Below are 7,880 nucleotides of genomic sequence, written 5' to 3'. Positions count from 1 at the left end.
AAAGGTGAGGGCATCCACCCGCTCTGTGGGAATCCCTAGACAGGCGCTCATGGTGCGGTTTTGGGTCACGGATCGCATCCGCAGTCCCCAGGAAGACCCCTGGAGGAACCAGTAGACTCCGACCAAACACAAAATGGTCAAAGCAATAATGAACAGGCGGGCATAGGGAAACTGCAAGGCTCCCCCCAAGGACAAGCCTCCCCGCAGCCAGACCGGAGCCGTAACATCTACGTTGCGGGTGCTAAACCAGGCCCGACTCAGGGTGGTGCCGCCATTTTGGTTGATTAGGATCCCAGTCACAACTGCGATCGCGCTCGATAGCACTAGAGTCACCCCCGAAACCAGAGGACTCAACGCTCGCCGCTGCTCCAACAGCCACCGCCCCCCAAAGAACAGCAGAGAAAACAACACCAAGCCAATAACCATGGCCCAGTTCACACTGCGAACAAACTGACGCAGGATTAAGCTCACCCCCCAAGTTGCCAGCAAGGTTTCTAGCGGTCGCCCATAGAGGTAGCGAATCACCCCCTTTTCCAGGGCTAGCCCTACGAGAGCTGCCACCAGAAACGCCATTGGCAGTGCCGCAAAAATATATAGATTTTCAACTGGCCCACCGATGGCTTTAAATCCGTTCTGCACCACAAAAGTGGTGTAGGCCCCCAGCATCATCAGCTCCCCGTGGGCAAGATTAATCACCCCCATGAGACCAAAGACGATCGCCAACCCCAAGGCCACAATCAGCAGCACCGCTCCGATGCTAATGCCGTTAAAAATGCCACTAATCAACCCTTCGATCACGGCTATCTTTCAACCCCATGACAGCAAAACTTGGACTTCACCCAGACATAAGACTAAAAGAGGGGTGCAGAAGGCAAGATTTAGTCTCTCCCCCTGCACCCCCGCTAGCTAGCTAGGACAAGAAGCCTAGGCTCCTTCCATCTCAAACTGTCCACCCTTCTCAGGATCAGACCAGTCGCAGGCCAGCCCCTTGGTGTCGGGCACATACTGGTTCCAGGGCAGCGGATCAATGGGACCGTCGGTAGAGGATACGATATCAAACAGACCGTCATCCCGGACCTGACCAATCCGCACCGTCTTAGAGATGTGGTGGTTGGTATTCATGGTCACAGGGCCTTCAGGAGCCGCAAACTCTTGACCATAGGCCGCTGTTCGCACCGCATCCAGGTCAAAGGTACCCGCCGCTTCCACCGCCTGCTTCCACAGGTAAACCATGATATAGGCCGCTTCCATGGGGTCGTTGGTTACCCGGTCTTCCCCATATTCCGCTTTGAAGTCGGCGACCCATTTTTCGTTCTCAGGCGACTCTACTGTCTGGAAGTAGTTCCAAGCGGCATAGTGACCCACCAGGAAGTCCTTACCAATCTGGCGCACCTCTTCCTCAGCAACACTCACCGACATCACCGGGTATTCATCTGGCCCCATGCCAGCCCCTTGCAGTTGGGTAAAGAAGGCCACGTTGCTGTCACCGTTCAAACTGTTAAAGATGACGCCGCCATTGGGTAGAGCTGCCCGGATCTTAGTAATGATGGCAGTAACTTCGGTGTTACCTAGGGGCAGGTAGTCTTCCCCGACAGTGGTCCCACCTTTCACTGCCAACTGCTCTTTGATGATGGTGTTGGCAGTACGGGGGAACACATAGTCAGAGCCAACCAAGAAGAACTCAGTGCCCTTGTTCTCTAGCAGCCAGTCCACAGCGGGCTCAATCTGCTGATTCGGAGCCGCCCCAGTGTAGAAGATATTTTTAGAACATTCTTGACCCTCGTACTGCACCGGATACCACAGCATGTGGTCCTTGGATTCAAACACGGGCAGCACTGCTTTACGGCTGGCAGAGGTCCAGCAACCGAAAACGACAGCCACTTCGTCTTGATCGATCAGCTTCTCAGCTTTCTCTGCAAAGGTCGGCCAATCGGAAGCCCCATCTTCTTGAATAGGCTCAATCTGCCTACCCAATACTCCACCAGCGGCATTGATTTCCTTGATGGCCAACATTTCCGCATCCACCACAGTGGTTTCGCTGATGGCCATGGTGCCACTCAAGGAGTGGAGAATCCCCACCTTAATGGTTTCGCCGCTATCTGTCGCTGCCTCTTCACCCTCGGCTGGGGTCGTCGCGGTATCATCGCTGGGGGCTCCGCAGGCTTTCAGCAGCATCGCTGTGCCCATAGTGGCGGAACCGTAAAGCAAAAACTTCCGTCTGCCAAATCGAGATGTCATCGGTGCTGTTACTCCTGACTCAACATGCCCAACCACAGGGGTTATGGCTTTTGGATAAATGAACGGACTGCACGGGCAGCAGCCCGTCTAAGCCCAACTAAAGTGATTGAGGTTTTCCTAGTACCCCAGGCGAATTCAATCGCTTGGCGGATCTTGACACCCACACACCACAGTCGAATGCGATATTAGAGTCAGGGAAATTGCGGAAATGTAGCCTGGGATACAAAGATGGATTTTCCTGGAAATCTCGTGAGAGGGTTTCGGCTAAATCTCCGTCCCAAAATCTGAGCAAATTCGCCTGCGGGACATCTTTGGCTAACCCAAACGATGGGTTTGGCGAGGGAATACGCTGAGAATCAGGCAGGGGCAGGGGCTAGACAACGTCCCTTCAGTAGGTAGGCATGCATGTGTCCCTTGCCCTTAATCTCAATCTCGCCCCGGTCCTCAAAGCAGTACTTATCTCGCAGTAGGTCATAGGTGGGTTGGGCTACCTGAATGCCTCCTGAAATGCCCATGGCTTCCATGCGGCTGGCCACATTCACCGTGTCGCCCCAGAGATCGTAGATAAATTTTTTGGTGCCAATCACCCCCGCCACCACGGGGCCACTGTTGATGCCGATACGAATGGCTAGGGGCTGATCAATTTTGCGGCTGAGCTGGTCCATCGTAGCCTGCATGGATAAGGCCATTTCCGCAATGGCTTCGGCATGATCGGGGCGGGGATCTGGTAATCCCCCCACCACCATGTAGGCATCGCCAATGGTCTTGATTTTCTCTAGACCATGCTGTTCTGAAAGGCGGTCAAAGGCCGAAAAGACTAGGTTCAAAATCTCCACCAGTTCCGCCGGAGGGACCGTTTCCGACAGAGGAGTGAAATCGACAATATCGGCAAATAGGATACTGACGCCGGAAAATCCCTCGGAAATGTCCTTTTCGCCCCGTTTGAGCCGGTCAGCGATGGGTTCCGGCAGAATATTCAGCAGCAGTTGCTCCGACTTGGCCTGTTCCTCACTCAGCCGCTGATTGCTGTGGTGGAGGTCGGCGGTGCGCTCCAAGACCCGCATCTCCAGTTCCTGGGAGGTGCGCTTGAGGCGGTTGACGACCAAGACAATGCCAAAGCCCCCTAGGGCAAACAGCCCCCCTAGGGTAAAAAAGGTGTTTTGCAGCCCAGCTCGGGTTTGGTTGGCAAACTGATCAATGGGCACTGTAATTTCTAAAACGCCGCGCACATCCCCCACTTGCCAGTCGGTTTTGGGACTTTGGGGATGGCGGTTGTGGCAATCGACGCAGCTCTGACCCATGATGTCGGCCTGGGTATAGCGAAAGGACCGCCGATTTTGGAAGGGTTCTATTCGAGTAAAGCGATCGTTGGGATGGGTGCTGAGATAGGCGAGGGCTTCTTCCTCAAAGGGATCACGGGGGCCACCATCGGAACGGAAGGGAAAGGGCATGCCGCTAAACAGGCGCACTGATACATCGGCCTGTCCGGCTCGAATCCGTTCTCCCAGCTCGATCAAGAAGGTGGCGGGCAGGGGAATGGTGTTGGGCTGGTGCAGGTGGTCGTAGTCGATGGTGATGTCATCACGATTTTGAAGTTTGGCAACGACGGTTTCGCTGTAGAAGGTACGGGCCTGCTGGATGGCATCGGCATAGAGAGCGGAATTTTGCAGCGCTTGGGATTCAATTAATTGAGACGATAGGGTGGCGATATTCCACAGGGCAGCGGCGACTCCGGCACAGAACAACAGCACGAGCAACGGTACGGTGCGGTTGTGGAGCAGCGCGTCGGCTCGTCGCAGCAGGGCAGTTTTCATGGGTGCGGTTCGGCAGTGACGTTCGGCATTGGGCGTGTCAGGATATCCCAATCTTCGCCGATCATTCTGGAAATGCCGGAGATTTTGCCCTAACGACTTCGCGCAGGCTTGCTCCTTGCGGGAGCCATTTCATGTATGGCCCAAGGGGGATGGCTACCTAGTACACCATTCACCCGCAGATCCCTTAACGCTCAAAATCCGCCCTACCCAGGGGCGGGGACTCTGAGGCACCCCAACATGGTTAATGGAAATGGCTGTGGGCGTGGGAATGGGAATGATCGTGGGTAAATTCAACCACGGCGGCGGCGACGGCGGGGCTGGGGCCTTGCTGATATTGGTGGCGAATCTGGTCAATGATGGTGTTTAACCCTTCGCGGGTTTTGAGATTGGTAAAGACAAAGGGGCGATCGCCGCGCATGGTTTTGGCATCCCGTTCCATTACGCTCAGATCGGCTCCGACGTAGGGGGCGAGGTCCATTTTGTTGATCACTAGGACATCGGAGCGGGCAATGCCGGGACCACCTTTGCGGGGGATTTTGTCTCCGGCGGCGACATCAATGACGTAGAGGGTCATATCCACCAATTCTGGACTGAAGGTGGCGGCAAGATTGTCACCGCCGCTTTCAACAAATACGATGTCGGGGTCAAACTGGTGCACGAGTTGATCAATGGCTTCCAGATTGATGGAGGCGTCGTCGCGAATGGCGGAGTGGGGACAGCCGCCGGTTTCGACGCCAATAATGCGATCGCGCTCTAGGGCGGTACTCCGCACGAGGAACTGGGCGTCTTCTTGGGTATAGATATCGTTGGTGACCACCGCCAAACTGTAGTCGTGGCGCATAGCCTTGCAGAGGACATCAATCAGGGCGGTTTTACCGGAACCTACGGGGCCAGCGATGCCAATACGAAAGGGTTTTACCACGAGCACCTCATTGTGAATAGGACAGGATTTTGTACCGTTTTGCACCGTATTGTAGCCAGTTTCCCTGGATGAGGGGAGTGGGGGGTGAAGGGTATTGGGGGGTTGGGGTACATCCCGTAGGGGCGGGTTTAGCTCGTGTCTCCTGGGAAATCCCAAATGGGAGGCTCAAAACCCGCCCTGCCCAGTTTCCGGGTGACCTGTAACAGTGCCCTCTGGAATGCCATGTTGCTGAAACTGTAACGTCCCCCAGAGGTCCAGATTGCCCGTGGCAGAGTAGGGGCAGTCTGGACCTCTGCCAGATTTAGTAAGGACAATACAATTTAGTCATGACGCAATCCTATCTCGCTCGGGGTCGCTGGCAGCGATCGATCTCCGCCTCAGTTTTGGGGTGGACCCTCTTGACTACAGCGGCCATGGTGGCTCCCCTCGCTCCCCAATCGGCCCTTGCCCAGGATCCCATCTTGCGGACCCTGACGGTGACTGGGCGCGGCAACCAGTCGGTGCAAACCACCTTGTCCCAGGTGACGCTGGGGGTCGAGGTCCAGGGTCGCACCGCCCAAGAAGTACAGGCAGAAGTGGCCCGACGATCTGACAGTGTGGTCAACTATCTGCGATCGCGTAATGTAGATCGCCTAGAAACCGTAGGTATTCGTCTCAATCCCCAGTATGACTACCAGGGTGGGCGCACCATTTTAGTGGGCTATAGCGGCAGCAATGTCGTCAGTTTTCGATTCCCCACAGACCAAACCGGACCTGTGCTGGATGGTGCGATCGCAGCGGGAGCCAGCCAAATCCAAGGCATTAGCTTTATTGCCCCCGATAGTGCTCTGGCTACAGCCCGACAAGCCGCCCTACAAGCCGCTACCGCCGATGCCCAGGCCCAGGCCAATGCCGTACTCAGCTACCTCAACCTCGGAGCCCAGGAGGTGATTAGCATTCAGATCAACGGAGCCCAAGCGCCGATTCCCTTCCCGCTGCCCACTGGTGCCCGTCTCAGCAGCGCCGAAGCCGATGTCTCTACCCCCGTCATTGGCGGTGAGCAAACCGTAGAAGCCGTTGTTACCCTCGTCATTCGTTACTGATTCAGTGGGGCTGGGGTCAGGCTTTCCAGAAGGATGTCCAAAGGAACCCTGGCGTCAGGGGTGCACGCCGGGTGAAGTGAAAGTCTCAGCCCCCTTGCCCTTTAATTTTCCTTTAGAGACAGCAGCCGTTCGTTCAGGGTTTTGAGGTAGGTCTGCCCCACCTCCTCCGACAGGAGGCCCTTGCGAACGGCATCGTTGATCGCCCCCTGCTCTGCTAGATAAAGGCGACGGCGGAGGCCATCCAGATAGCCCCGCTCTTCCCGAGTTTCCTGCTCGTTCATGAGGCGCTGGTTGTAGAGATCCCGCAGGGCGGTTTCGGCAGTGGCGACGCGAGCTTGGTAGGTGGCAAAGAGTTCTTCATGGAGGGATTTGGGTAAACTGCCCGATTGCAACAGGTTGGCCAATTCCTGTTGGGCCGCCTTGGAGGCAATCAGATCCAGTTGCAGCGCTTCAATACGCTGCTTAGTTTTAGACGGTGTGGAAAGCCGTAGTCGCTTTACCAACCAGGGTAGGCTCAATCCCTGGCCCACCAAGGACACCAACACCGTGCTAAACACCAGGGTAATCACTTGGGCGCGGTCGGGTAGGGTCAGAGGCAGGCTCAGGGCCAAGGCCATAGAGAGAGAGCCCTTGATATTACCGAGGATCAACACGTGTTGCCAGCGCAGGGGCAGGGGACGATCGAAGCACCGTAGTAGAAATAGGAGGGGATAGATGGAAAAAATACGCCCGATCTGGTAAGCCACAATGGCCAGCAGAGCGGCGGGAATCGTGGCCAGGAGAATGCCGGGGTCTACCTCAATCCCCACCAGCAGAAAGATGAAGGTATTGACCCCAAAGCCTGCGTATTCCCAAAAATTGAGCAGTGTGACCTTGGCGGAAGCAGAGGTCTGGCGAAAGCCCTGATTACCAATGACCAAGCCCGCAATCACCACTGCGATCGCACTAGATACCCCCAACCCCTGACCGATTTGAAACGTCCCTAAGGATACCGCCACCGTCAATAAAATCGTGCTCAGAGCATCATCCAACTGCTGGAACAGACCTACGCAGAGATAGCCCAGCCCCCAGCCCAGAATGCCCCCACCGACAAAGGCAAACAGAACCTGCTCTACCCCCTGCCCGACCGTGAAGGATCCCTGGAGATGGATGGTGGCAATGATGCTGAGCAAGACTAGGGCAATCCCATCATTAAAAAGACTTTCGCCCTCCACAATGGTGGCCAAGCGCCCCGGCACCGGCACATGGCGAAAGGCCACAATCACCGAGACGGTATCAGTAATGGTCAGAATTACACCAATTGCCGCCGCCGTAATCCAGGCTAGGCCCAGCCCTACCTTGAGCAGAGTGGCGGTGATCGCCGCTGCCAGTAGCACCCCCGGCCCCGCCAGTAGCGCAATGGGTTTGATGGTGCTCCGCAGGCGACTGATGTCCGTATTGATGGCTGCCTCAAAGATCAAAATGGGCAGGAATAAATTCAAAATCACATCGGGATTCAGCCCAATGGAGGCAGGGAGTACCTGTTTAGGAATGGCTAACCCCGCCAGCACCAGACCCACTACGTAGGGAATTCGCAGCCGTCGTGTGACTAGAGCAACAGTGGTAGCTGCCAGCAGCAGAATGATGAGGCTGCTTACCAGCCCGGTGAATTCGCCAGAGGTCGTCCCTAGGGTCGATTCCAGCGATACGGATAAGGCGCTATCAGCAAAGGTGCTATCAGCAAGATCAAAGGGCATTGGGAAGTATGGCGGGGTGGGGGGGATGGCTGAGAGTTTTGAGTTTTGAGTTTTGAATTAAATTTCCCGTAGGGGCGCGGTTTCCGCG

6 protein-coding genes are annotated in these 7,880 nt (G+C 55.8%); 1 reads left to right on the top strand and 5 read right to left on the bottom strand.

Annotation, left to right across the window (positions count from 1 at the left end; genetic code table 11):
- The 4 genes from LEP6406_RS0215595 to ureG all read right to left on the bottom strand — a co-directional run.
- Positions 1–798, bottom strand: a 798-nt coding sequence (locus tag LEP6406_RS0215595) for an ABC transporter permease subunit (RefSeq protein ID WP_027269175.1), incomplete at its 3' end; no start/stop codon positions are given.
- Positions 799–924: 126 nt separating this feature from the next.
- A complete protein-coding gene (gene urtA / locus LEP6406_RS0215590; RefSeq protein ID WP_409978148.1) occupies positions 925–2,175 on the bottom strand; it encodes an urea ABC transporter substrate-binding protein in 1,251 nt (416 codons plus the stop codon).
- Between the two features lie 419 nt (positions 2,176–2,594).
- Positions 2,595–4,052 (bottom strand): adenylate/guanylate cyclase domain-containing protein, encoded by a 1,458-nt coding sequence (locus LEP6406_RS0215585; protein ID WP_008312228.1) that lies wholly within the window; start codon positions 4,050–4,052, stop codon positions 2,595–2,597.
- Between the two features lie 241 nt (positions 4,053–4,293).
- Positions 4,294–4,974, bottom strand: coding sequence for an urease accessory protein UreG (gene ureG / locus LEP6406_RS0215580; protein ID WP_008312225.1), 681 nt, complete (start codon positions 4,972–4,974; stop codon positions 4,294–4,296).
- A gap of 326 nt (positions 4,975–5,300) precedes the next feature.
- Here ureG and LEP6406_RS0215575 point away from each other — a divergent pair, with 326 nt between their 5' ends.
- Positions 5,301–6,056: an SIMPL domain-containing protein gene (locus tag LEP6406_RS0215575; RefSeq protein WP_008312223.1), complete on the top strand. Its 756-nt coding sequence runs from the start codon at positions 5,301–5,303 to the stop codon at positions 6,054–6,056.
- A gap of 101 nt (positions 6,057–6,157) precedes the next feature.
- Here the strand turns inward: LEP6406_RS0215575 and LEP6406_RS0215570 are convergent, their stop codons facing one another.
- On the bottom strand, positions 6,158–7,792 hold the full coding sequence (locus LEP6406_RS0215570) for a cation:proton antiporter (RefSeq protein WP_008312221.1): 1,635 nt from the start codon (positions 7,790–7,792) through the stop codon (positions 6,158–6,160).
- Positions 7,793–7,880: the final 88 nt, after the last annotated feature.

Source organism: Leptolyngbya sp. PCC 6406 (assembly GCF_000332095.2).
In the GTDB taxonomy this organism is placed as follows: Bacteria; Cyanobacteriota; Cyanobacteriia; order Phormidesmidales; family Phormidesmidaceae; genus PCC-6406.
The sequence above is the reverse complement of the archived record's forward strand: the minus strand, read 5'-3'. Positions and strand labels throughout refer to the sequence as shown.

Coding starts and splice junctions, on each gene's coding strand:
- urtA (WP_409978148.1), bottom strand. CDS start 2,175: ATGCTGCTGAAAGCCTGCGGAGCCCCCAGCGATGATACCGCGACGACC.
- LEP6406_RS0215585 (WP_008312228.1), bottom strand. CDS start 4,052: ATGAAAACTGCCCTGCTGCGACGAGCCGACGCGCTGCTCCACAACCGC.
- LEP6406_RS0215570 (WP_008312221.1), bottom strand. CDS start 7,792: ATGCCCTTTGATCTTGCTGATAGCACCTTTGCTGATAGCGCCTTATCC.
- LEP6406_RS0215575 (WP_008312223.1), top strand. CDS start 5,301: ATGACGCAATCCTATCTCGCTCGGGGTCGCTGGCAGCGATCGATCTCC.